A 23,701-nucleotide genomic window follows, 5' to 3' on the forward strand; every position below is an offset into this window, starting at 1 on the left:
GCAGGCGGCGATGTCCGTCTTGGCCAGCAGCGCAGTCGTTGCTTCGCTTCAAGAGGTCAAGGGGATCTCTTTCCCCGGTGACATACGACCCGGTCAGATTCTGGTGACCGGCCCGCCGGGCGCCGGCAAGAGCACATTGATCATGCGCCTAGGCGGCTGGTCGGAAGAGGGCTATCTCGACCTCGGTCGCAAGCATTGGTGGCGTTCGGAGATCCTGGCCGTCCGGCCGCGCGAAATACACCTCGGGATGCCTTTCATCGGGCTGCCGAGCGCAGCCGCGGTCTTTGACGGCGAATTCTTGCAAAGCACACCTTTCCCACCGGTCGATTTTGCGCGCATCATCCTGCCGCCAGGCAAGCGCTACTTCTTTTCGGTCGACTGGTACCGGCGTTACGTTTTCGAGTTCCTTCTACCTCCGGCCGACTTGCTGCTGGCGCGACGCACCGCGCGCGCGCAGGAGAGCACGCACCCGATCGACAGCCAGATCAGTCTTGCGATCTGTGCGGCGCAACTCGATGTCTTCCGGCGTGTCGCCGAGTTTCTGCACGCGCGAGGGTTCTACGTCTACCACCGCGAGACGACGGATTGTCCCCCCCAGCGCTTTGTGACCGCCCAGTCTCAGCCGTGATGAGGCGCAGGAGCTGGCGGGCACGCAAGCTATCGAGTCTCCTGGCCCGGATCAAGGGGGTTCTGGCTCGCTTCGGTTTTGGTTGGGGCCACAACCTGAAGCACGGCGAAGCCTACCGCCTCGGAAGCACGAAAGTGCGGGTACCCCTTGACGCCGTTCCTATCGAGATCACGCTCGGACTGAATGATCGGCGGCTTCATCTGTACCGCGAGAACCGCCTGGATCGGGAGGGGAAGCCGGTCTGGCTGGAGAGCTTCATCATTGTCGACCCGCGCACGTATATGCGCCGGATCAGTGGCTTCGTGCGCCTGAGTCCGAAGAGCTGGCTTGCCCTGGGATCAAGCGACGAACTCCAGAAGGTCATTTTCGACTATCCCGCGGCAATCGACGAGCAGCACATGGTGCTGATCTACGGTCGAGATGAACTCATTTTCCGCAATCTGAGCGACGCGGGGACGGCGATTGCGCCGGTCATCGACAGTGTCGGTTTGAGCCGAATCGGTCGGCTGCGGCGGCTGCGCGAAATCATAGGTGGACCGATCGAACTGCTGCCGCGCGACGACGCATTGCCGCTGATCGAGCAGGTCAACCGCTTGATGCGCAGCGAAGCATACCGTTCGACCGACGAACGCGGTCTGCCTGGCGGACTGATCGCTTTGCCGCGCAGCATGACCCCGGTCATCGTCGCCGACCTGCACGCGCAGGTCGACAACCTGCTCACCGTATTGGCTCAGAACGCCTTCCTCGACGCGCTGGAGGAGGGCTGCGCGGCGCTCGTCATTCTTGGCGATGCCGTCCATTGCGAGCTCGACGGACAACTGGCCGAGATGGAAAGCTCGATGGTCCTGATGGATCTGATCCTCCGCCTGAAGCTGTGCTTTCCCAGCCAAGTCTTCTACCTCCGCGGTAACCATGACTCGTTTTCCGAGGATTTGGCCAAGGACGGGATCCCACAAGGACTGTTGTGGGCGAAGGAACTCAGTCTCAAACGCGGTCCGTCGTACCTGAAAGCGATGCAGGAGTTTTATGACCTCTTGCCTTACGTAGTTGTCTCGCCCGATTTCATCGCCTGCCACGCGGCGCCTCCAACCAGCAAGGTGACTCGGCAGATGCTGATCGAGATCCATCAGAATCCCAGCCTGATCTCTGAACTGACCAGTAATCGCCTGCGCCGGCCTAATCGCCCGCTTGGCTACAGTGGGCGCAACGTAGCGAAGTTCCGCCATTCGTTGCACCTTGATCCGGCCACGCCGTTGATCGTCGGTCACACGCCAATCGACAACGAGGCGACGGTTTGGCTGAACGTCGACGGAATCGAAAACCATCATGTCCTGTTCAGCGCGTGCCCGAACACCGTAGGGGTCTTTGCGCGTGTTGGCGGTAGGATGATACCCCTGATCTATCCGGTGGACGCTTTGAGCTCAATGATCAACGCACTGGCCTAGACGAGCTTGGCTGACGCAGTCCGCGCTGCCAGCGCGCAGGTAGGACGGCGATTTGCGTCCTGCGCCTTAGCTTGGTGTTCGATCGTACGTGGACTATAATCCAACTATGGTCGTAATTCCGGCAAACCGGAAGCGCTTTGGACGCGGGTTCGATTCCCGCCACCTCCACCACTACGGGGGTGTACTGGTTTCGACAGGGTGAAATATGGCGAGCAGGCGACCCGAGAGGCGACGGACGTAATCCGCGCAAAACCACAAACGCCAACGATGAGCGTTTCGCACTGGCCGCTTAAGGCTTGCTGAGGGCGTAGCCGCCCGATAAACAGAATGGCTATCGGCGGGGGCTTCGGTCCCCGTCGTCATTTGGAAGATGGCTCGCGCGTTACCGCGAGCTACGAGGGTCTAGGAGCTATGAGCGTCTAGCGATGCGGCATCGCGTCGTGCCCGTCGTCGCTCGGCGGCTGTCCTATCGGTTCTCTGCGGTCGTCAGGAAGCTGTTGATCTGTTCATCGACTTCGTTACGCTCCGCTTCGCCTAGCGGCTCACCGTCACGATGGGAGTTGTTGTAGTCGGTCAGTTGCGATTCGAGTGCGTTGAACTTGGAAGGCGGGGATTGGCGCAGGCGAGCCAGACGGCGGATCAGGCGTTGCTGGGCAAATGTTTCGGACGGGTCGGGCTTACCCAGAAGGTATTCGGAGCCACGCTTGGTCGTGACGACCATTGAGTTCGACTCAAGGCTGTAACCGGTGACCGGGGAAGTCCTGATGTGCGAAGACGAGGGAAACCGAGGATTGCTTCCGTAGACCCTTCCTTCAATACACACAAGGGTTTCGCCTTCACGGGTGATCAGTTCAAGAATCTTCCAGTTATTGAGGATATTCATTAGTGCTCCCCGACCCGACCAAATCGCGACGTACTACAACAGGATATGATTTTACGCCAAAAAAAAGCGTTGTACACCGTTTCGAGCGAAACCACCCTTGCGCGCGCCCGCCTTGCGTCTCACCGATGGCCTGCCTGGGCCGGTGACTTTCGTATGGACGTCAGACCGTAAGCTGGCGCACACCGGTGGTCGCAGAGATTCCCTTGCTGGGCTTCGCCGATCACGCAACGCACCCTTGCACCCTTGCACCGTGGCCCACTGGGCGAGCTCGATCGCGTTCTGTCTGACGCGGCCATGGCTGCTGGCGTCCTCGACAAACTTGCGAGGCCTCACCGGGAACGTTCGTAAGTCGTCAAAGCAAAATTCGTGCCGCCTCTCACAAGGCTCTGCTTGTTCCGATAAAACAGTACAGTAGGATACGAATCAAAAGCCTTCTGCGAGCCGCGTGTAAAGTTTTCCGACAGATCGCCGGGCCTTGCTGTCGCGCGCCAACTAGAGCAGATGCCGGCGTTCCTGATCGGTCAGCCCTTCGATACGAGCCATCTGTCGCACCAGGACGGCGGCGCTCGCTTCCGACGCGTCATGTCCGCGGGCGCGGCGGCGCCGGATGCGCGCGCGCAGTTGCGCTTCGCTGGCTTGCGGGGCGACGATGTGAAATGGCACGCCAGTGCTCTTGGCCAATTCATGAAAGCGCTCGCGCCATGAACGTTCGAGGAAGGCTGCGTCCACCACTGCTGACCAACCGTGGGCCAGAGCCTCGGCGGCCATATCATGCAAACGGGAATAGGTTCGTTCGCTCGCCTCGGTCGAGTAGATTCCACGATCGACCGGCGACTTGCTGTCGGCGGTTGCTGCCAGGCCGAACAGGCGTTTTCGCTCGACATCCGAGCGCAGGCGGATGGTTGACGCGCCGGCATCCTGCAGAACGAGTCGGCGCGCGGCGCGGCTCTTGCCGCAGCCAGCGACGCCGTGTGTGATGATCAGTCGTCGGGCGCGAGCTTGCGTGAGGCGGAGGCCAAGTGCGAGGTACTGGCTGGCGGCAGACAGTTCGTCCGACCGCTGCGCGGCCCGCACCGCTTCGATCTTGGCGCGCACGAGAGCGCGATACACCGCGTAGAAGCGCAGAACGGCAAGCGCGCCATAATCGCCGCTGGCGCTCAGCCACTCGTTGATGAACCAGCCAGCCAGTGCCGACTGCTGGTGGCTAAGGAGATCGATGTAGGTGAATGCGATCTCGCTTGCAACGTCAATCCAGCGCAGGACTTCACTGAATTCGATACAGTCGAAAGGTCTGACGCGCGATCCAATCAGCACCAGGTTGCCCAAGTGCAGGTCGCCATGGCACTCGCGTATTCGGCCGCCAGCGCGGCGGGCCGCAAGCTGTGGCGTCAGGCGAGTGAAGTCACGCAACGACCAAGCAGCGAGCGAATTGAGCTGCGCCTGTATCGGGCCATCGGGGAGCAGCGCTTCGAGCTCGGTGAAGTTGTCCAACACCTGGGCGCGCACCAGCTCTGGTCGACCAAATTCGCTCGTTGGTGGTGCGACCGCCGCTGCTTGGTGAAAGGTGGCGATCGCTGTGCCGAGCTCGGAGATGTGTTCTGGAAACAGATGGCGGTGCACGCAAAGCCGGTCGAGGCGTCCACTTTCCGCGAAGCGGCGCATTTTCACGGCATACTCGAGTGGCTTGCCCGATCCGCCGATCTGGGGACCGGCGTCTCCGTCGACGATACTGACCACCTCGAGGTAGAGGTCGGGGGCAAAACGGCGGTTGAGCTGCAGTTCGGCGGAGCAGCAAGCCAAGCGCCGGTCGAGCGTGCCATAGTCAAGAAAGGGCAAGACGACGGGCTTCTTGATCTTGTAGGCGAAACTGCCGGCGAGGAGTACCCAGGAGGCGTGCGTTTCGACCAGGTCAACTGTCGCTGCCGGTTCGGGGTAGCAGCGGGGGTTCAGAAGGGCACGGATCAGAGGTGGTAAAGCTTCGCTCATCAAATCTCCTGCAATTCGCACGGCTCGGCGATGGCTGCACAGCACCGCGCCCGACGGCGCCAAGGCGAGACGCGCTCGACGGCCGGCAAGCCGATACTGTGCGCAGTGCGAAGCATCCTCCTGCGGGCTCCTTCCGTGTGCGCGCGAATGAAGCCTGAAGCGGAACCAGTGCACAAAGCTGGAGCAAGAATCTCGCTAGACTCGAGTGCAGGGCCTACAGCCAGGTGCTTGCCCGGGAATTTCTCTTGACGCTGGCCGCCGACACCGGTACTTCCGCCGCCGGCTGCGAGCACGCCGCGATCGCGGAGAGAAACGCTCGGACTGGCTAGGGGCCGCCAGATCGCAAGGAAATTCAGATACATGCCAGGAACTCCAAAAGGCTTGGGCGAACGATTGGTGACCGCCGGGCCGGATTGCTCATCGATTGGCCATGCCCAGCGTTCGGCACACCACCCGTTCGCCCGGGAGGTGTTCGGCTCCCTGCCCAGAGCGCAATCTACACCCACGGCCCGGATAAATCACCTGTCCTGTCAGGCGCTCGTGCACGGCGCCCAGGATCACCGGTACCGGGCTTTCAGGAGATTGGTTTAATGATCGTAGTTTCCGACGGCTCGGCGCTGGCCGGGCGCAGCAAGCGAGAACCTGCCCAAACGGGTTCCGCGCGGGCTCCGAGGAAGTGCGCTAAGCGTTTGACGGCACACTCCTTTCTGCGGATACTTGCCGCTGCCACGGGTGGCGGCTAGCGACCCGGCGGCGTTCGGTGATGCGAAAGGAGACTTGCAGCTTGCAGCGATCGAGGTGGCGTCTGGTCCTGGTTCTGCTCACCGTACCGGTGGCCGTCGTCGTTTTCGGCAGCCTCTTCGTGCTTGCGGCGGAGCACCTCGAGGGTAGAGAGACCGATTTCTGGTCTGCCCTGGAATGGGCCCTGGCCATGTTGTCGGGTGCCGGTTCGGGCATACTCGCGCGCGGAACTCATCCGCTGACGGTTACCCTGACCATTCTCGCCCAGCTGTTCGGGATGCTGTTCCTGGTCCTGGCCATTCCATTTTGTCTGCGGCCTTATCTGGAGGAGCGTTTCGAGGCACGCTTGCCGCATTGTCTGCCGCCAATGCGCGACGTCATCCTGTTCTATCACTACAGTTCGACGATCGAATCGGTCCTCGACGAGTGCCAGCAAAGCGGTACTGCCTTCGTTATCGTCGAGGAGGACATGGCGCTGGCCCGGCGTTTGCGGAATCGCGGCTACGATGTCGTGTTCGGCAAGATGGATGACGATTCGCGTTTGCTGAGCGGCGTTGAAGGTGCGCGTGCGCTGGTCGCCAACGGGCCCGATCAGGGAAATGCAATGTGCATTCTGAGCGCCCGCGAGAACGGTTTCGAAGGGCCGATCTACGCCCTCGCTGAAGATCTGCCGTACCGTCCGCCACTTCTCCAAGTGGGCGCTTCCGAGGTGCTTACCCCCTTGCCGGTGTTGGTCGCAGGCCTCGCTGCCCGGGCCAGCACGCATATCAGCCCGCCGATCGAGGGCCTGCGCCTGTTAAACAGTCAGGTGGGCGTTGCCGAATTTCGCGTGCGGGCGAGTAGCCCGCTGGCTGGTGTGCGCCTGAGCGATCTGCACCTGCGCGTACGGCACGGAGTGACCGTCATCGGGCAGTGGGTCAACGGTAGCTTCGCGGCTGCCGTGCGTTCGGAGACGCGGATCGAGCCGGGCGCGATTCTGGTCGTTGTCGGTGCGCATGCCAATCTGGCGAAGGTGGAACGGTTGGCAATACCTGTTCGTCGCCGCGGGCCGATCGTTGTTGCGGGTTACGGTGTTGTCGGTCGGCGGCTGGTCGAACTGCTGATCGAGGCTGGCGAAACGACCACGGTGGTCGATCGGCAGCCAATTCCGGGTGTCGATGTCGTCGGCAACGTCCTTGAGCATGCCACCCTGGAGCGCGCTAGAGTGTGTTGGGCGAGTGCCGTCGTTCTCGCCTTGAGCAACGATAGCGAGGCGATTTTTGCTACGGCGGTGGTGCGCGATCACGCGCCGGAGGTTCCATTGATCGTTCGCGCCGAGCGAACCGCGAATGTTGCCCGTCTCTACCAGGCTGGTGCCGATTGCGCTCTCTCGCTCGGTCAGATTGCCGGGCGTACGCTGAGCTATTACTTGCGTGGGGAACAGGCGGTGGCGATCGATAGTCGCCTCAGGTTCATCCGCGTTTCACCCGGGGCGCTGGTCGGCGGGCACCCGGTACGCGGCCGGGTGCGCGAGCGGGCGGGCGCGCTGGTGGTGGCGGTCGAGCGCGGGCCGGGTGTGATCGTCGACTTCGAAGACGATTTTTCGCTCCGCGCCGACGACAGCGTGCTCGTTTGTGGGACCAGCGCGGAGCTGACGTCTTTCGTCCGCGAGTTCAGGACCACTCCGGTTCATGGCCCGCGGCTGTGACCGATCATGGACCGACCATGGGCGAGCCGGTTTACTCCGGTCCGCGAATATGGTGTGATGTAAGGGATTCGCCATGGCGCGCGAGCAATCGGCGCGGCTGGGAAAGCCGTTTGCCGCCGGGAGTTCTCGCCGCTCCGGGGCGAAGCGTCCTGACGAGTTCCCGATCCCCATATATTTTCGGAGGTACAAATCATGAAGATTCGCCTGCTTGTCCTATCCGCCCTGCTCGCGCTGGCCGCGTCGGCGTGTGGACAAAAGGAAGATGCCGCCAAAGCCGCGGCCAAGGAGTCGGCACAAAAGGCTGAAGACGCGGCCAAGAAAGCTGGCGAAGCCGTAGGGGCAGCCGCCGTGGCAACCAAGGAGGCGGCCAAGGACGCCGCGGTTGCAACCAAGGAGGCGGCAAAGGATGTCGCGGTTGCCGCCAAGGAAAGCGCGGCTGGGGCAGCCGCTACGGCGACTGAAAAGACCAAGGAAGTGGTCGAGGCAACCAAGGAAGCGGGCAAGGAGGCGGTGGCCAAGGCCGCCGACGCAACCAAGGAGGCTGCTGACAAGGCTAAGGCTGCAGTCGGCAAGTAGGGCGCAGCATAGGGCGGGGGAGACCGGTTGGCTCCGGGTTTACCCCGCGCTGCGGCCGGGCGTTGCCAAGCTCGCCTCTTGCCCGGTCGCGGCGTCAGTCGGTGGTCGGCACGGGTGTTGGGCGTGTTGCTAGCTGGACGCGATTTCGTCCCTGAGTTTTCGCGGTGTATAGGGCGCGGTCGGCGCGCGCAACGAGGTCGGCTGCCGACTCTCCCGGCACGAGGTCGGCGACGCCGATCGATACGGTGAAATTCCCCACCCAGGTCTCGTTCTTGCCATTTTGTCGGACGCGACTCGAGGCGACCATGGCGCGCAGCGCCTCGGCCAGGCCGACAGCGCCACCGCGTGGGGTTTGCGGCAGAAGTACGGCGAATTCCTCGCCGCCGTAGCGTGCAGCCGTGTCCTTGCCTTTGACGTTTGCCCGCAAGATCTCAGCTACCTTGATCAATACCCGGTCGCCAAATGGATGGCCGTAGGTGTCGTTCAGACGCTTGAACGAATCCAGATCGATCATCAACAGACATGGTCCCGGCGTGGCGCCGGCTTCCACTTCCTTGGCGGCGGCGGCAATTGCCAGGTCGAAGCCACGTCGGTTGGTCAGCCCGGTCAGTGGGTCGAGCAAGGCCTCTTCACGCGCACGCGCAACGTCATTTCGTAACTGTTGCGCCTCGCGCGTGCTTTGCTCGAGCCGTTCCTGCAGGGTAGTGATTGCCGACTGCATTTCGCGCGTTCCGCGCAATATATCCTCGACGCCTAGGCTGAATTGACTCCGCGGCCCCGGCGGTTCCAGCAGTTCGCCACTCCAGCGTTCAAGCGAGTCGCCGAAGCGCGAAGCCTGATTGCCCGCCTCGACCGCCGATGCCGAAACCTGATCGACCAGTTGCGTGACGTTATCGCCTATCCGCTGGGCAGTCTGCGCATCCAGTGCCGAGACGTACTTCGCATAGAGGGCGTACGTCGTCCGATCGTCGAGGCGCTCACCACGTTGGAGATACGCGTCGATCGCCGACCGCAGATCCGGATTGATTCCGGCAACGTACTCGTACCAGATCGCATAACTTGCCGGATGCAGGCCGGCCGCCTGTTGGGCCATACGCTTGACGGCCAGACGCAAGTACTCGGCGCTTTGCACCGTGTCATGGCGATACTTCATTTCCCCTTCCCCTTTTTTCCGTCCCGTTTCTCCGTCGCTTGTTTTGCGTACCTGGCGAGCATCGAAGCGAGCGCCTCAGGGCATCGCCAGCTCATGCCAGGACCATCCGGCCGGCCTGCAGCACGCGCTCGATCTCGCCCTCGGGAAGCGGGCGACTGAACAGATAGCCTTGCATCTTGTGGCAACCCGCATGGCGCAGAAACTCGACCTGGGCCTGGGTCTCCACCCCCTCGGCAATCACTTCCAGGCCAAGGCTGCGGGCCATCGCGACGATCGCCGTCGTGATGCCTGCATCGTTCGCATTATGCGGTAAACCACGGATAAAACTCTGATCGATCTTCAGCATGCCAATGGGAAACCGCTTGACGTAGGACAGCGACGAGTAGCCGGTGCCGAAGTCGTCGATTGCGAAATGAACACCAAGCGCCTTCAGCCGGAGCAATCCTTCGACCCGGCGCACCTCGGCATGCATCAGGATGCTTTCGGTCAGTTCGAGCTCAAGGCATTCCGGGCTGATCCCGGTTTGGGCGACGATCGCTGCGACGCGGCCAATGAAATCGCTTCCGCGCAGTTGACGGGCGGAGACGTTGACCGCGATGCGTGGTGCCGGTACGCCGCGCTGCTGCCATTGCATCGCCTGCAGGCAGGCTTTCCGAATCACCCACTCACCCATGGGAACGATCAGGCCACTCTCTTCGGCGACGGGGATGAAGTCGATTGGCGAGACCAGACCGTGCTCTGGATGGCGCCAACGAATGAGCGCCTCTACCCCGACGACCGAACCATCGGTGGCGCCAATTTGCGGCTGGTAGAACAGGCAGAACTCGTCGCGTTCGAGGCCCTTTCGCATATCGTTTTCCAGCGCCAGGCGGGTCATTGCCTGGTTGGTCAGCGCCTTGCTGTACTTTTGCCAATTGTTGCGGCCCTGTGCCTTGGCGTGATTCATTGCCGTGTCGGCGTGCTTGAGCAGCGAGGCGGCGTCGTCGCCGTCTTCGGGAAAGGTTGCGATGCCAATGCTGGAAGTCACCGTGATTTCCTGGTCGCTGATCACGAATGGGCGACTGAGCAGGGCCAGCATGCGCTCGGCAATCGGTGTAATGACCTGCGTGTCGTCGACCCCGGGCAGGACGACGGTGAACTCGTCGCCCCCGAGGCGTGCGAACTGCGCGCCAACCTGATCGAGCGCCGGGCGCGAAACGAAGTCACCCGGGCGAAGCTTCTGCTTCAGCCGATCGGCTACTGCCTGCAGCAGGTAGTCGCCGGCGTTGTGGCCCAGCGTGTCGTTGATCCGTTTGAAGTCGTCGAGGTCGAGAAAGAGAAGCGCGAGTGGTCGGCTGCTGCGGCGCGCGCGGAGTAATTCGCCCTCCAGACGTTCGAGGAAGCCCAGCCGGTTGGGCATGCCGGTCAGCGCGTCAAAGTAGGCCAGGCGACGCACCTTTTCTTCGTTCAGTTTTTGCAGGGTGATGTCCCGTACGACGATCACCACCTGATTCTCGCCGCTCGGTGCGATGCGCGCTTCGTAGTGGTGCAGCCCGTCAGGCATCGGCAGCTTGTAGTTCACCGCTTGCAGTCCCTGCCGGCCCAGCGCGCGCTCGATGCCATGCTGAATGACTTCGGCGGCATCGGTTGGGAGAACGCTCGTCAGGTGCTTGCCGAGAAAGTCTTCCGGAGGAACGAAAGGCTGTTGCCCGAAGGCGGGCTTGAAGTCGAGGTAGCGCCCTTGTGCGTCGTGGACGAAGATCATGTCCGGGATGGCTCGTGTGATCGCTGCCTGCTTTTCCTCGAGTGCGCGCAAGCGGCGAGCCGCCTGCGCTGAGCGCACCACATAGCGCGCTCGGTGGCCGAGCATTGGCCAGTTGATTGGTTTGGCGATGAAATCGTTGGCGCCCGCCATGTACGCCTGGTTGATCGACCTCAGGTCATCCATGCCGGTGACCATCACGATCGGCAGATCGGTTGCGTCCCAGTTTTCGCGGATGCGCCGGCAGACCTGGAATCCGTCGAGGCCCGCCATTTCAACGTCGAGCAGGACGAGGCTGGGTATGGCGCTCGCCAGCATGTCAAGCGCGGACTGACCGTCGATCGCTTCGCTGACCTCGAAGTCAAAACGAGTCAAGGTCTCGCGTTCGAGCAGGCGCATGACCTGGTCGTCATCGACAATCAGCACGGAAGGCCGTGCGTGTTCTGCCGGCTGCTCCCGTGATACCTCTTCCGGCGCATCTGAAATTGCTTTCCGCTGGTTGCCCATCTGACTTTCGCATGGAACGGTGCGCGCGAACTCGCCCCCAACCGTTGGGTTGCGCACGCGCTTTACGGTTAACGGTCCTTAACTCGGGAACTTGAGAGATGGGGGCGGGGCAAGCCGGGTGCTGCCCTCAACCGTTCAGGGCTTCAGCCGGGCAACGGTGCAAAGAGCGCCGCGATGTCCTCATTGCCAAACTTCGCATCGATCTCACGATCGGCGGAGAGAATTCGTGCGGCAAGCTCGGCCTTGCGTTCCTGGAGCGCGAGGATCTTTTCCTCGATGCTGCCGGCGACGATCAGCTTGTAAACAAAAACCGGCTTGTCTTGGCCTATCCGATGCGCCCGGTCGGTTGCCTGATTTTCTGCCGCTGGATTCCACCAAGGATCGTAATGAATGACCGTATCGGCAGCGGTCAGGTTGAGCCCGACTCCGCCGGTCTTCAGGCTGATCAGGAATATCGGCACCTCACCCGACTGGAAGCGCTCCACCTGCTCTTCCCGGTTCCTGGTTTCACCGGTGAGCATCAGATAGTCGAGGCCGGCGTGGCGCAGTTCCTTCTCGATCAGGGCGAGCATGCTGGTGAATTGGGAGAAAAGCAGAATCCTGCGTCCCTCTTCGACCTGTTCGGGCAGCATCGTCATCAAGAGTTCGAGTTTGGCACGCTCCTTGACCTTCTGGGCCGACTTCGCACTGACCAGGCGAGGATCGCAGCAGACTTGGCGCAGCTTGAGGAGTGCGTCGAGAATGACGATCTGGCTACGGTTGAAACCTTTGCTGGCAATTTCCTCGCGCACGCGCTCGTCCATTGCAATGCGTACCGTTTCGTACAGGTCGCGCTGGCCACCGACCAGTTCGACGCTACGTACGATGATCGTTTTTGCCGGCAACTCGCGCGCGACATCCTCCTTCTTCCGGCGCAGGATGAACGGTCGCACGCGGCGCGCCAGCAGGTCGCGCCGCTGGCTGTCCTGCTGCTTTTCGATCGGCGTCCGCCAGAACTTGTTGAAGTTCGGATAAGTACCGAGGAAGCCAGGCAACAGGAAGTCGAACTGACTCCACAGCTCGCCGAGATGGTTTTCCAGTGGCGTTCCCGTCAGACAAAGGCGATGCCGCGCGGTGAGTCGGCGCACGACTTCGGCCCCCTGGCTGCGCGCGTTCTTGACCGTTTGCGCCTCGTCGAGAATCAGCAGGTGATAGCTGTAGCGGGTCAGTTCGGTAGCGTCACGCCAGAGCAGGGGGTAGGTGGTGAGCACGACATCGTGGTCGCCGATTTCGGTAAAGCGCGCCTTGCGTCCTGGGCCGTGCAGCGACAGAATCGACAGACCGGGCGCGAAGCGCGCAGCTTCGTTCTTCCAGTTGAAGATCAGCGATGTGGGCAGGATGATCAGGGCCGGCCGATCAAGTCGCCCGGCTTCCTTTTCCAGCAGCAGGTGAGCCAGCGTCTGGGCTGTCTTGCCGAGCCCCATGTCGTCGGCGAGTATTCCGGCAAGCTTTTGTTCGCGCAGGAATTGCAGCCAGGCGAGTCCTTCCATCTGGTAGTGGCGCAAATCGAGGCCAAGTCCGGCTGGCGGCGTGATGTGGCGAATCCCCTGCGCTGCCGTCAGTTGTTCGGCCAGCTTCAGGAGGTCGCCCTGGCCGTGGAACTGCCAGCGGCTGCTGTCGTTCAGTTCGCTCAGGCGGGGGGCGTCGAAACGCGAAAGCTGCAGTCTGGTGCCACCGGAAAAACCCTCGAAGAGGTCAATCAGCGTCGCCGCCAGCGGCTTTAGCCGCCATGCTGGCGCGCGCAGGCGCTGACTGGCCGGGGTGGTCAGTTCGATCAGTTCGTTGTCGGGGATCTGGGCCAACAAGCTGCTGTCGAGCCAGCGCCCGTCGCGCCGGAAGAGCGCGGCCAGCAACGGCGCCAGCGGCAGGCGCTGGCCTTCGACGATGACGCCCATGTCGAGCTCGAACCAGCCATCGTCACCGGCGACGAGTTCAGCCGTCCACGCTTCGATGACGAGCAGACGATGCCGGAAGCTGTCGGCGAAGTCGACCTGCCAGCCGGCAGCCTGCAAGTGGTGCTTGTCCTCGTGCATGAAGAGCGGCCAGGCGCCCTCGCTGGCCAGACCATAGGCATTGTCGGGTGGTTTGCCAAAGGTATTCAGGACATAACCCGGAATCTTTTCCAGCCCCGCGTCGGCCAGCGCCTGCATCAGACGCTGCTCGACCTCGACACGGCGCTCGATGCGTACCGTTTCGCCGCTCTCCAGAGTGATGAAATCGCGCGCGTCGTAAGGCTTGACTTCGGCGTCGCCATAACGAAGGACCGGCAGTGCAACGTCGAACGGACCGCCGGCGAAACTGGCGCAGTAATCCCGCCAGTTGCGGTTGCCGTGCGTGCTCACCGTTTCCAGGCGCAGCAGCGCGAGCGGTTGGTCGACAATGACGCGCATCCGCGTGCTGCCCACCGGCCGCGCCCCGGGGAGCGGCGAGGCCGGCTCGGTCAGCACTTCACCGACCAGCGCCGCGGCGCTTGGCGAGAGCGGCGGCAAGCAAAAGATCCGGGCGACCAGATCCGGGTTGCCGTCCACCGCGAGTGGCCCGAGCTGCCTTGTCTGCAGGTCAAGGTACCAGGGCGCCGTCCACGGAATGATCAGGCTGGCTGGCGGTCGCGGTTCGAGTACCGGAACCTGTTGCCCGTGTTCGTTGCTCCGCCAGCGCAGGCGGGCGGGCCGCGCGTCGGCGAGCGTCAGGCAGGAGAAATCGTCCCAACGGCAGAGACGTTCGCTCTTTGCCATCCGCTGCAGCGCTTCCGGGCCGTGCTGTGGGCCAAGGCTGAAGGCGCGCAATCCGGTATCGACCGAGCGCTCGGCCCAGAGCAAGGCGAGAATCAGCCGGTCGTCTTCGCTGACGAAGCGCGGTGGTTTGCTCAGCGCGCGGTCGATGTTCCACAGTTCGTCGGCGCTTTCCGGTTCGCGCCCCTTGTGCACAGTAACCCCGAAGCCACTGCCATCGCTCGTCCAGTGCAGCAGGTAGAACAACTGCTGCCGTGCGGCCGGCGCGCCGCGGTCCTTCTTGCTGACCGCCATCGCCACGCGGCGCAACTCCTCGGTCCACGAGAGCGCGCCGGGGCTGGACTGTTCAATCTTGGCGACCCCTTTGTCCGGTTTATCGAACATGCCCGTCCCCTGCTGTGGTCGCGCGATGAGCTCGGCCGTCAGTCGCGAAAGTTGCCGTATTTGATCGGGAAGTCGGCAATCGCCTTGGTCACCAGGGCGATGCACGCCTGCAGTTCATCACGCTTGGCGCCGCTCACACGCACGGCCTCGCCCTGAATCGAAGCCTGTACCTTCAGTTTGGAGTCCTTGACCAGGCGGACGATCTTTTTCGCCAGTTCGGAGTCGATGCCGACCTTGATTTTCAGTTCCTGCTTGACCTTGTTGCCGGAGATTCGCTGCACCGGCAGATCATCCAGCCGCTTGGTGCTCTCCTTCTCCTTCTTTTCCATCGCCGGGAAGAGAAGGTCTTTGATCTGGCCAAGCTGGAACTCGGAATCGCCGAACAGCGTGATCAGCCGGTCTTTCTCGTTCAGCTCGACCTTGGCGCTCGTGCCCTTGAAGTCGTAGCGGTTGTCGATCGCGCGTCGGGCAACGTCGATTGCATTGTGCAGCGCCGCCATGTCGGCTTCCGACGAAAAATCGAATGAAGGCATGTCAAGTTTCCTCGTCGTTCACATTTTCCACATCTTTTCCAGGATCGTCTTGGTAATGAAGCCGATCATGCCGAAGGCGAGAACGAAGAAGAGGATGATCGTTCCCAGCTTGCCCGCCTTTGCCTTCCAGGCGATTTCGCCGATGATGAAGAGCATGAAGAGCATGAAGGCACCGACCCCGAAGGTCATGCCAAAATCGGCAATTTGCTCTTCCGTCAGTCCGAACATCGACTGAGCCTGCCTCCGTTCAGCGCTTGCGCTGCGCCAGTTTGGCCGCAATCCGCATGCGCAGGGCGTTCAGCTTGATGAAACCGGCAGCGTCCTTCTGATCGTAGGCGCCGGCGTCGTCCTCGAAGGTGGCAATCGTCGAATCGAACAAAGAATCGGTCTTCGAATCGCGGCTGACGACGATGACGTTTCCCTTGTAGAGCTTGACGCGTACCCAGCCGTTCACTGTCTGCTGCGTGTGGTCGATCAGCGCCTGCAGCGCACGCCGCTCAGGGCTCCACCAATAGCCATTGTAAATCAGGCTGGCGTAGCGCGGCATCAGATCGTCCTTCAGATGAGCGACTTCGCGGTCGAGCGTGATCGACTCGATCGCCCGGTGCGCCGGCAGCAGGATCGTTCCGCCGGGGGTCTCGTAGCAGCCGCGCGACTTCATGCCGACGTAGCGGTTCTCGACCAGATCGATCCGTCCGACCCCGTGTTTGCCGCCCAGTCGATTGAGCCTGGCGAGCAACTCGTGTGCCGGTAGCCGCTCGCCGTTGATCGCGGTCAGATCGCCTTGTTCGAATTCGAGGTCAACGTACTCGGCGGCGTCGGGTGCTGCTTCCGGCGATACCGTCCAGCGCCACATCGATTCCTCGGCCTCCGCTGCCGGGTCCTCGAGGTGCCGGCCCTCGTAGCTGATATGGAGCAGGTTCGCGTCCATCGAATACGGCGAACCACCCGATCGGTGCTTCATTTCGACCGGGATGCCGTGCTTTTCGGCGTAGGCGAGCAGCTTCTCGCGCGAGAGGAGATCCCATTCGCGCCAGGGCGCGATGATCCGGATGTCGGGCCGCAGGGCGTAGGCGCCGAGTTCGAAGCGGACCTGGTCGTTGCCCTTGCCCGTGGCGCCGTGTGCAATCGCCTCGGCCGCGGTCAGATTGGCGATCTCGATCATCCGCTTGGCAATCAGCGGACGGGCGATCGAGGTGCCCAGCAGGTATTCCCCTTCGTAGAGCGTGTTGGCGCGAAACATCGGAAAGACGAAGTCGCGCACGAACTCTTCGCGCAGGTCATCGATATAGATGTTCTCCGGTGCGATGCCGAATTGCAGCGCTTTTGGTCGCGCTGCTTCGAGTTCGTCGCCCTGTCCGAGGTCGGCCGTGAAGGTGACGACCTCACATTGGTAGGTGTCCTGCAGCCATTTGAGGATGACCGAGGTGTCGAGGCCGCCCGAGTAGGCGAGTACCGCTTTATTGATCTGGCTCATGGTCGTTCCGACGATTCGATTCAATAAGTTGTCAAACGATGGGCAAAAGGGTCAAAGCGCGACGCGGCCGAGCAGAAGATACTCGAGCAGCGCCTTCTGCGCATGCAGACGATTCTCCGCTTCATCCCAGACGACGCTTTGCGGTCCGTCGATGACTTCCGCGGTGACCTCTTCGCCACGGTGCACCGGCAGGCAATGCATGAACAGCGCGTCGCGCTGTGCGGCGCGCATCATCTCGCCGTTGACCTGCCAATCGGCGAAGTCGCGTCGACGCTGTTCGTTTTCCGCCTCGAAACCCATCGAGGTCCACACGTCGGTGGTCACCAGGTCGGCTTGGCGTGCGGCTTCCAGCGGATCGGCGAACTGTTCGAAATGCTTGGTGTCCGCGACGCCGGCGGTGGTCGCTTCGACTTCGTAGCCGGGCGGGGTCGACACGCGCACGTGAAAATCGAGCACCTCGGCAGCCTGCAGCCAGGTATTGCACATGTTGTTCGAATCGCCGATCCAGGCAACGGTCTTGCCCTGGATGGGCCCGCGGTGTTCGATGTAGGTGAAGATGTCGGCCAGGATCTGGCAGGGGTGATACTCGTTGGTCAGTCCGTTGATCACCGGTACGCGCGAGTGGGCGGCAAAACGCTCGATGATCGCCTGCTGAAACGTCCGGATCATTACCACATCGCTCATGCGCGAGATCACCTGCGCCGCGTCCTCGACCGACTCGCCGCGTTGCAGTTGCGAATCCCGGCTGTTGAGGTAGATCGCCGAGCCGCCGAGCTGCTGCATGCCGGCCTCGAACGACAGGCGCGTGCGTGTGCTCGCTTTTTCGAAAATCATCACCAGCGTTCTGTCGCAAAGCGGCCAGTACTTGCGGTAGGCCTTGAATTGCGCCTTGATCCAGGCGGCACGCTCGAACAAGTAGGAAAACTCGTCGCGTGCGAAATCGTTGAACCGAAGAAAGTGTTTGACGCTGGTCATGACGGGTCTCTAGGGAACGCTAAGGAATTCGCCGATCAAAGCGGCCAGGCGGGTAACGAGTTCCTGCGCCTCCTCGTTGCTGAAGGTGAGCGGCGGCAGCAGGCGAACGACTTTGTCGGCGGTGACGTTGATCAGCAGGCCAGCCGCCAGCGCGCGCGTGACCAGTTCGCCGCACGGGCGGTCGAGTTCGATGCCAATCATCAGTCCCTGGCCGCGGATATCGACGACGCTGCGCTGGCCGGCCAGCGCGCGCGCCAGACCCTGGCGAATCTGTTCGCCGACGCTCACCGCGTGCGCGATCAGGCCCTCCTGCTCGATGACCTCGATCGTCGTCAAGGCGGCAGTTGCCGCCAACGGGTTGCCGCCGAAGGTCGAGCCGTGGTTACCCGGCTGGAAGAGCCCGGCGGCCTTGCCCGTGGCCAGACAGGCGCCGATCGGGACGCCGCCACCGAGGCCCTTGGCGAGGGTCACGATGTCCGGCACGATGCCCGCGTGTTGAAAGGCAAACCAGGTTCCGGTGCGGCCCATGCCGCATTGCACTTCATCGCAGATCAGCAGCCAGCCGCGATCATCGCAGAGCGCGCGCAAGCCACGCTGAAAAGCGTGGTCGGCAAGGTTGATGCCGCCTTCGCCCTGGATGATTTCGAGCATCACGGCGACGACCTTCTTGTTGTGCCGGGCAATGGCGCGAATCGCTTCGAGGTCGTTGTACGGCACGCGCACGAAACCCGAGACGAGCGGCTCGAATCCGGCTTGTGCCTTGCGGTTGCCGGTGGCCGACAGCGTGGCCATCGTCCGGCCGTGGAAGGCACGCTCCATGACGACGATCGCCGGACTGTCGATCCCCTGCTCGTGGCCAAGAAAACGTGCCAGCTTGATCGCTGCCTCGTTCGCCTCGCAGCCCGAGTTGCAGAAGAACGCCTCCTTCATTCCGGACAGCTCGCACAGGCGGTCGGCCAACCGTTCCTGCTCGGGAATGCGGAACAGGTTCGAGGCGTGAAGTAAGCGCCCAGCCTGCTCGGCAACTGCAGCGACGAGTCGCGGATGATTGTGGCCCAGCGTGTTGACGGCGATTCCCGATAGCGCATCAAGGTAGCGTTTGCCTTCGCTGTCGGTCACCCAGCTACCATTGCCATGACTGAAGGCAATCGGCAAACGTGCATAAGTGTTCATCAGGTGAGACATGGCTTACCCATTGCACAGGCTTGGAAACGGAACCGGCGGCTTGCGCCGCCGGATAACAAGAAGATGGATTCTACGGGAAAACTCCTGGCATGTCATGCGCTGGCGCGCCCCTGGGAGGCCAGCACGAAGGCGTCCGCCTGTGGCAAACTGGGCGTGTCTCGGCGCCGCCCGACGGCCGCCGCAACCACAACGACAGGGAGAAAAGGATCATGACCCGATACGGTTTCGTCGCCTCGGGCGGCGGCTATCGCAGCTTCTACACGGAAGGCGTGCTGGTCTGGCTGAAGCGGCACGGCCAGTCGGTCGTCCATATCGCGTCGACCAGTTCGGGCAACAACATCGTCATCGACTACCTGCTCTGGGACTGGCAGCAGGAAGAACTTCCGCCGGTGCTGACGCGCACCGTGCGGCTGAACGTGACCGACATCTTCCACATCTTCTCGAACTTCCTCGGACTGCGCCCGCAGTTGCTGCCCACTGGCACGCACCTGTTCAGCGTCGACAAGGACAGTTGCCGCAAGTCGCTGCTGCTCGACGACAGCCACCGCCGCCAACTACTGGCCGAGCATCTGGCCGAAGTGCGCTGGGACATCCGGGCGACCAATCTCACCCGGCGCGCGGCGCGCTCGTTCAACGTCAACGAAATCCTGCGCAGCGTGGACGAAGCGAGTCTGGACCGGTTCATGGACGCTTTTCTTGCCGGCATCACGACGATTCCCTACTTCAAGGCGATCACCATCGACGGCGACTACTACATCGAAGGCGGCTACCTCGACAACACGCCGCTGCGCACACTGTTCGAGGACGACCAGGTCGACGAGATCATCGCGGTCGACTTTACCGACTACGACTATCACCGCGACCTCGACCAGCTCTATCGATCGAAGTCGTTCATCCTGCCCTTCAACAGCATCGACACGCATCTGCTGGTCAGCGACCTGCAACTCACGCTGCCGAACGCGCACATCTTCACGCAGGCAGCGCTGGTCAATGAGATGCTCGCCGTGCTCGGCCAGGCGAGCGCCGAGATTGGCGGCAAGCGCTACTATCGCAAGCCGCTGCACATTCTGCGCCCGAAGGATCTCGCCAGCATGACGATCTCGCTCAAGGACAGCAGCGCGCAGAAGCGCTATTTCGAGCTTGGTTTGCAGGAGGCAGAGGCCCGGTTCGGCTAGGCCGCAGGGGCGGCTGCTGGCTCAGGCGGGTCGCGCGCGGCAGCCGGCGAAAACATCCCAGTCTGCCTCGTACAAGGCCGTGCGCACATCGAGCAGGCCGAGCAGCGAGTGGAACAGATGATCATGGCTGGCCGGCTGTTGCGCGCGCTGCTGCAGGCACGCGAGGTCGATGCCGGCGGAATTGCGCAGGCCGGCGGACAACCAGACGAACATCGGCACGCTCGTCTGTTCGCTCGGTGCGATGGCGTAGGGGATGCCGTGCAGATAAAGATTGTTCTCGCCGAGCGACTCGCCGTGGTCGGAAACATAAACGACCGCCGCGTCGATGCGCTCGGCGTGCGCCTGCAGCTTGCCGATCAGGCTGGCGAGGACGTGATCGGTGTAGAGCAGCGCATTGTCGAAAGCATTGACGATTTCCTCGCGCGTGCAGCGTCCAAGGTCGTCGTTCTCGCACGCTGGCGTAAAGCGAGCGTATTCGGCCGGGTAGCGCCGGAAGTACGATGGGCCGTGATTGCCGATCTGATGGAGGACGAGCAGTTGCGTTCCCGCCGCTTGCGCCAGTCGTTCGTCGAGACCGTGCAGCAATCCGGCATCGAGGCAGCGGCCGGCTGCGCACAGGCCGGGCGGGTCGAGGGCGATGACCGAGTCGGTCGGCAGACCCTGGCAAACGGCTTTGCAGCCCGACTGGTTGTCGCGCCAGTGCACGCCGACACCGGCGCGCGCCAGGACGTGCAGCAGCGACTCGCTGGCGTTGATGCGCGCCGCATCGTAGTTGCGCCGGCCGACCGGGGCAAACATGCAGGGGACCGATACCTCGGTGTTCGTCCCGCAGCTTGTCACCTGCTGGAAACTGATCAACGGCAAAGCGGCGAGTTCCGGCGTCGTCGGCCGCTGGTAGCCGTTCAACCCCCAGTTGGCCGCGCGCGCCGTCTCGCCGACGACGACGACGACGAACAGCGGCCGGCTGCGCGTTGCCCAACTCGCGCCGGGGACCGCGTCGAGGCCGATCGGCTGGCGTGCCAGCGCGGCGCCGCGCGCATCGCTGCCGGCCACGCTGGCCAGTGACCACAAGTAGTTTGCCGGCGTGATCAGGTAGCGTACTTCCTTGTGCTTGCGCATCATCGACGACAGCGGCTGGAAGACGAGCAGCAGAGCGACCGCCGCCGTTGCCGCAGCGAGCAGCACTGCGGCTGCACGTATACCGAACGCGCGTGGCCAGGGCCGCCGGACGATGTCCACACGCCAGAGCAGGATCAGCGGCAGCGCGGCATAGACCGCGAGCGGCGGCAGCAATCCCCAGGAGACGAGCTCGCGTGCTTCAGCGACATCCGTGCGCACGACGTTGCGTAGCATCGACGGATCGAGATAGACGCCGTAACTCTGCATGAAGTGGGCGGCGATTGCTGTCGCGACGATCAGCACGGCGAGCAGCGGCTTCACCGTCCAGCGATTGGTCACCAGCGCGAGGAGCAGAAAGTGGATGGCCACGAGCAGCACGCCGAGGGCAAGCGCGAAGCCCCAGGTGTGGACGTCGGAGAGTGGGCGGTCCTGCACGGCTGCGGAAAAGAACGAACGGTTGGCGGTAAGCGCCCAGAACACGCTCGCCACGAGCAGGACGCCCTCGACGCTGGCCGGAATCGTGAAACGCGAGCGGCGCTGTCGGTCGTTGGCAGCGCCGCGTGTGACGCGCGCGAGGCGAAAGTTGAGAAGCATGCCGCTCATCTTGCGCTGAGCGCCTGAAGGTTCGCTTAAGTCGCCGACCGAAGTTGCGTTTGGTCGGCATTTCGCGTGCGCCGGGTGCAGCGAGGGGTGCCGCGCTGGTACGCCGGTGATGGCGGTGAAGACGGACTTTTGGCACAATCGACTTCTTTCGCTGCCGCCTGAAGGACGACCGAAGCGGAACCATGCGCCTGTTGCTGATTGAAGACGACGACATTCTGGGCGAGGGGCTGCGCGATTTCCTGTCTGCCGACGGGCACAGCGTCGACTGGTGCCGTACTCTGCGCGAGGTTTCCGGCTACCACGGCGAGCCCTACGACGCACTGCTGGTCGACTGGCAATTGCCTGACGGATCGGGTCTCGACTGGTTGCGCGGCCGGCGGCTCAACCGCGACGCGACGCCGGCGCTGATGCTCACCGCGCGTGACCTGCTGAGCGACCGGATTCGGGGGCTCGACAGCGGCGCCGACGACTACCTGGTCAAGCCCTTCGCACCGGAAGAACTGCTCGCCCGCCTGCGCGCCGTCTGCCGGCGCAGCGCCGGCTCGGCGGCCGGTCGCCTGTCCTTTGGTGAGGTCGACATCGACCTCGCCGGACGCAGCGCCTGGCGCGCCGGGCAGCGTGTCGCCTTGACCGCTCGCGAGTGGGCGGTGCTCGAAGCGCTCGTCCTGCGCGCCGGGCGGATTGTCCCGAAGGACGATGTCGAACGCCTGGTCGTCGGCTTCGACAGCGAACTCGCCAGCAACGCGATCGAAGTTCACATTTTCGGGCTGCGCCGCAAGCTCGGTCGGGAAATCATCGAAACCGTCCGCGGGCTGGGCTACCGCGTCGGCAAACCCAGGTGAATCCACTGCCGTCGATCCAGGCGCGCCTGGCGCGTGCCTTGCTCGTCTGGTCGCTCGTCTGGAGTCTCGCGGTAGCGCTGGCGGTCTGGCTGGCGGTGCAGCAGCAGGTCGAGGATCTGCTGGACGAAAGCCTGCAGTCGGCTGCCGAGTTGCTCAAGGCACCGCTGATGGCTGAGGACGCCACCCTGCCGGCCGAATCTGGCGGCCCCGACGCGGCCGGCAGCAGTGATCTGGCGGATGACGCCGACTCAGGCTTCGCCTGGCAGGTCGTGCAATACTCGCCGGCGGACGCTGCGGATGTCCTCTTCAATTCGGCGACGGCGCCGACTGTGGCGTGGCGCCTGGCGCCGACGACTGGTTTCAGCGACGGAGCGGGCTGGCGGGTTTTCGGGACGCGGCTGGCCGACGACGGCCGCTTCCTCTACGTCGGGCAGACGCGCGACGAGCGCAGCGAAGTGCAGATCGAAGTCGCGCTCAGCGTCGCCGCGGCAACGCTGAGTATCGGCCTGCTGGCGCATTTCTGGCTGCGCGCGCGGGTACGCTACGAACTGCTGCCGGTGCAGCGTCTGGCCGAAAGGCTCGCCGCGCACGATCCGATAGCTGACGGTGGGAGCCTCGGCGTCGCCGAATGCGAAGAACTGCAGCCGATGCACGCGGCGATCGATACGCTGGCCGCCCGTCTGGCCCACCGTCTGGCGCAGGAGCGTGCGTTTACCGCACATGCCGCACATGCCTTGCGGACGCCTCTGGCTGGCATCGACGCGCAACTGGCGGTCGCGCTGCGCGAGTCGCCGCCTGCGCTGCAGCCGCGCCTGCAGCGCGTGCGCAGCGCGGCGGGCCGCCTGCAGCGCGTCGTCAGCGCGCTCTTGACGTTGTTTCGCAGTGGCGTCGAGTTGCGGCGGCAGACGATCGATCCGGCCGCTCTTGTCACGCGCCTGGCAATCGACGGGCTGACCGTCGAACTGGCGGAAACGCAAGCGATTTCGGCCGACCCCGACCTGCTCGCTGCGGCCCTGCTCAATCTCCTCGACAACGCCCTGCGCAACGGCGCCCAGCGCCTGGTGCTATCGACGCCCGGGCGCGGCTGCCTGCGGCTGCATGACGACGGGACGGGGGTTGCGCCCGAGCGTCTGCAGCAGTTGCAGGCGGCGATTTCTGCACAAACGTATGAGGGGAATACCGGCCTGGGTCTGATGCTGGCCGATCTGATTGCCCGGGCGCACGGCGGACAGCTCGTGCTGCCCTTAGTCGAGGGGGGTTTCGCCGTCGAACTGCAACTCGGGTAAAGCG

General features: G+C 63.2%; 18 protein-coding genes and 1 other RNA gene. 8 read left to right on the forward strand and 11 right to left on the reverse strand.

Translation table 11 applies throughout. From position 1 onward, the window contains the following. Positions 1-10: 10 nt before the first annotated feature. The 3 genes from Q1L59_RS15585 to ssrA all read left to right on the forward strand — a co-directional run bounded on the left by Q1L59_RS15585 (position 11) and on the right by ssrA (position 2,435). Positions 11-628 carry a serine/threonine protein phosphatase gene (locus Q1L59_RS15585; RefSeq protein WP_300333931.1) on the forward strand — a complete coding sequence of 206 codons (618 nt, stop codon included), beginning with the start codon at positions 11-13 and terminating at the stop codon, positions 626-628. After that, positions 628-2,073: a metallophosphoesterase gene (locus Q1L59_RS15590; RefSeq protein ID WP_300333933.1), complete on the forward strand. Its 1,446-nt coding sequence runs from the start codon at positions 628-630 to the stop codon at positions 2,071-2,073. Before Q1L59_RS15585 ends, Q1L59_RS15590 begins: the two co-directional genes overlap by 1 nt. Positions 2,074-2,130: 57 nt before the next feature. Next, positions 2,131-2,435: a transfer-messenger RNA gene (gene ssrA, locus Q1L59_RS15595) on the forward strand. 104 nt (positions 2,436-2,539) lie between these two features. Here the strand turns inward: ssrA and Q1L59_RS15600 are convergent. Beyond that, a complete protein-coding gene (locus Q1L59_RS15600; protein ID WP_300333935.1) occupies positions 2,540-2,956 on the reverse strand; it encodes a hypothetical protein in 417 nt (138 codons plus the stop codon). Positions 2,957-3,448: 492 nt separating this feature from the next. Then, positions 3,449-4,942, reverse strand: coding sequence for a bifunctional aminoglycoside phosphotransferase/ATP-binding protein (locus Q1L59_RS15605; RefSeq protein ID WP_300333936.1), 1,494 nt, complete (start codon positions 4,940-4,942; stop codon positions 3,449-3,451). 784 nt (positions 4,943-5,726) lie between these two features. Here Q1L59_RS15605 and Q1L59_RS15610 point away from each other — a divergent pair. Then, positions 5,727-7,370 carry an NAD-binding protein gene (locus Q1L59_RS15610; protein WP_300333937.1) on the forward strand — a complete coding sequence of 548 codons (1,644 nt, stop codon included), beginning with the start codon at positions 5,727-5,729 and terminating at the stop codon, positions 7,368-7,370. Positions 7,371-7,562: 192 nt separating this feature from the next. Continuing rightward, on the forward strand, positions 7,563-7,946 hold the full coding sequence (locus tag Q1L59_RS15615) for a hypothetical protein (protein ID WP_300333938.1): 384 nt from the start codon (positions 7,563-7,565) through the stop codon (positions 7,944-7,946). Between the two features lie 94 nt (positions 7,947-8,040). Here Q1L59_RS15615 and Q1L59_RS15620 read toward each other — a convergent pair whose 3' ends face one another. The 8 genes from Q1L59_RS15620 to Q1L59_RS15655 all read right to left on the reverse strand — a co-directional run bounded on the left by Q1L59_RS15620 (position 8,041) and on the right by Q1L59_RS15655 (position 18,672). Then, entirely contained in the window at positions 8,041-9,099 is a 1,059-nt protein-coding gene (locus Q1L59_RS15620; RefSeq protein WP_300333939.1) for a GGDEF domain-containing protein, read from the reverse strand. Between the two features lie 91 nt (positions 9,100-9,190). Beyond that, positions 9,191-11,266, reverse strand: a complete 2,076-nt coding sequence (locus Q1L59_RS15625) for an EAL domain-containing protein (protein ID WP_300333940.1) — start codon at positions 11,264-11,266, stop codon at positions 9,191-9,193. A gap of 224 nt (positions 11,267-11,490) precedes the next feature. After that, positions 11,491-14,502 (reverse strand): DEAD/DEAH box helicase, encoded by a 3,012-nt coding sequence (locus Q1L59_RS15630; protein ID WP_300333941.1) that lies wholly within the window; start codon positions 14,500-14,502, stop codon positions 11,491-11,493. 38 nt (positions 14,503-14,540) lie between these two features. Continuing rightward, positions 14,541-15,035 carry a YajQ family cyclic di-GMP-binding protein gene (locus tag Q1L59_RS15635; RefSeq protein WP_300333942.1) on the reverse strand — a complete coding sequence of 165 codons (495 nt, stop codon included), beginning with the start codon at positions 15,033-15,035 and terminating at the stop codon, positions 14,541-14,543. An 18-nt stretch (positions 15,036-15,053) separates the two neighbouring features. Continuing rightward, entirely contained in the window at positions 15,054-15,263 is a 210-nt protein-coding gene (locus Q1L59_RS15640; protein ID WP_300333944.1) for a DUF2788 domain-containing protein, read from the reverse strand. Positions 15,264-15,282: 19 nt separating this feature from the next. Beyond that, the gene (locus tag Q1L59_RS15645) at positions 15,283-16,512 is read right to left on the reverse strand and encodes an argininosuccinate synthase (RefSeq protein WP_300333946.1); all 1,230 of its coding nucleotides are present in this window, start codon (positions 16,510-16,512) and stop codon (positions 15,283-15,285) included. A gap of 51 nt (positions 16,513-16,563) precedes the next feature. Continuing rightward, positions 16,564-17,487, reverse strand: a complete 924-nt coding sequence (gene argF / locus Q1L59_RS15650) for an ornithine carbamoyltransferase (protein ID WP_300333949.1) — start codon at positions 17,485-17,487, stop codon at positions 16,564-16,566. A 9-nt stretch (positions 17,488-17,496) separates the two neighbouring features. Continuing rightward, on the reverse strand, positions 17,497-18,672 hold the full coding sequence (locus Q1L59_RS15655; RefSeq protein WP_300333951.1) for an acetylornithine transaminase: 1,176 nt from the start codon (positions 18,670-18,672) through the stop codon (positions 17,497-17,499). 209 nt (positions 18,673-18,881) lie between these two features. Here Q1L59_RS15655 and Q1L59_RS15660 point away from each other — a divergent pair, with 209 nt between their 5' ends. After that, complete coding sequence (locus Q1L59_RS15660; protein WP_300333953.1) at positions 18,882-19,847, forward strand: patatin-like phospholipase family protein; 966 nt, start codon at positions 18,882-18,884, stop codon at positions 19,845-19,847. A gap of 21 nt (positions 19,848-19,868) precedes the next feature. Here Q1L59_RS15660 and Q1L59_RS15665 read toward each other — a convergent pair whose 3' ends face one another. Continuing rightward, a complete protein-coding gene (locus Q1L59_RS15665) occupies positions 19,869-21,560 on the reverse strand; it encodes a phosphoethanolamine--lipid A transferase (protein ID WP_300333955.1) in 1,692 nt (563 codons plus the stop codon). A 191-nt stretch (positions 21,561-21,751) separates the two neighbouring features. Here Q1L59_RS15665 and Q1L59_RS15670 point away from each other — a divergent pair, with 191 nt between their 5' ends. Beyond that, complete coding sequence (locus Q1L59_RS15670; RefSeq protein ID WP_300333957.1) at positions 21,752-22,411, forward strand: response regulator transcription factor; 660 nt, start codon at positions 21,752-21,754, stop codon at positions 22,409-22,411. Next, a complete protein-coding gene (locus tag Q1L59_RS15675; RefSeq protein WP_300333960.1) occupies positions 22,408-23,697 on the forward strand; it encodes an ATP-binding protein in 1,290 nt (429 codons plus the stop codon). Before Q1L59_RS15670 ends, Q1L59_RS15675 begins: the two co-directional genes overlap by 4 nt. Positions 23,698-23,701: the final 4 nt, after the last annotated feature.

Source organism: Accumulibacter sp., assembly GCF_029255125.1.
In the GTDB taxonomy this organism is placed as follows: Bacteria; Pseudomonadota; Gammaproteobacteria; order Burkholderiales; family Rhodocyclaceae; genus Accumulibacter.

Bases quoted from the DNA above. Each gene is read 5' to 3' on its own strand.
- Q1L59_RS15585 (WP_300333931.1), top strand. From the start codon at position 11: ATGTCCGTCTTGGCCAGCAGCGCAGTCGTTGCTTCGCTTCAAGAGGTC.
- Q1L59_RS15590 (WP_300333933.1), top strand. From the start codon at position 628: ATGAGGCGCAGGAGCTGGCGGGCACGCAAGCTATCGAGTCTCCTGGCC.
- Q1L59_RS15600 (WP_300333935.1), bottom strand. From the start codon at position 2,956: ATGAATATCCTCAATAACTGGAAGATTCTTGAACTGATCACCCGTGAA.
- Q1L59_RS15605 (WP_300333936.1), bottom strand. From the start codon at position 4,942: ATGAGCGAAGCTTTACCACCTCTGATCCGTGCCCTTCTGAACCCCCGC.
- Q1L59_RS15615 (WP_300333938.1), top strand. From the start codon at position 7,563: ATGAAGATTCGCCTGCTTGTCCTATCCGCCCTGCTCGCGCTGGCCGCG.
- Q1L59_RS15620 (WP_300333939.1), bottom strand. From the start codon at position 9,099: ATGAAGTATCGCCATGACACGGTGCAAAGCGCCGAGTACTTGCGTCTG.
- Q1L59_RS15630 (WP_300333941.1), bottom strand. From the start codon at position 14,502: ATGTTCGATAAACCGGACAAAGGGGTCGCCAAGATTGAACAGTCCAGC.
- Q1L59_RS15635 (WP_300333942.1), bottom strand. From the start codon at position 15,035: ATGCCTTCATTCGATTTTTCGTCGGAAGCCGACATGGCGGCGCTGCAC.
- Q1L59_RS15640 (WP_300333944.1), bottom strand. From the start codon at position 15,263: ATGTTCGGACTGACGGAAGAGCAAATTGCCGATTTTGGCATGACCTTC.
- Q1L59_RS15645 (WP_300333946.1), bottom strand. From the start codon at position 16,512: ATGAGCCAGATCAATAAAGCGGTACTCGCCTACTCGGGCGGCCTCGAC.
- argF (WP_300333949.1), bottom strand. From the start codon at position 17,487: ATGACCAGCGTCAAACACTTTCTTCGGTTCAACGATTTCGCACGCGAC.
- Q1L59_RS15655 (WP_300333951.1), bottom strand. From the start codon at position 18,672: ATGTCTCACCTGATGAACACTTATGCACGTTTGCCGATTGCCTTCAGT.
- Q1L59_RS15660 (WP_300333953.1), top strand. From the start codon at position 18,882: ATGACCCGATACGGTTTCGTCGCCTCGGGCGGCGGCTATCGCAGCTTC.
- Q1L59_RS15665 (WP_300333955.1), bottom strand. From the start codon at position 21,560: ATGCTTCTCAACTTTCGCCTCGCGCGCGTCACACGCGGCGCTGCCAAC.
- Q1L59_RS15670 (WP_300333957.1), top strand. From the start codon at position 21,752: ATGCGCCTGTTGCTGATTGAAGACGACGACATTCTGGGCGAGGGGCTG.